The organism is Photobacterium sp. R1, from assembly GCF_054600795.1.
Window position 1 is genome coordinate 1 of the sequence record NZ_BAAHZP010001027.1, and the last position, 233, is coordinate 233.

A 233-nucleotide genomic window follows, 5' to 3' on the forward strand; every position below is an offset into this window, starting at 1 on the left:
GTTCGCGGATCTCGGCATCATTATTGTCGATGAAGAGCATGACCCGTCTTATAAGCAGCAGGACAGCCTGCGCTATCATGCCAGAGACATGGCCGTACTGAGGGCAAACAAAGAAAACATTCCGATTGTGCTTGGTTCAGCCACCCCGGCACTGGAAACCCTGCACAATGCCAGAACCGGCAAATACCACCACCTGCATCTGACCCGCCGCGCCGGTAACGCGCAGGCCGCCC

Annotated in this window: 1 pseudogene; it reads left to right on the forward strand. The window is 57.1% G+C overall.

What is annotated here, in order from left to right:
- Positions 1 to 233, forward strand: a pseudogene (locus tag ACYP03_RS28170) (primosomal protein N'); the annotation flags it as partial.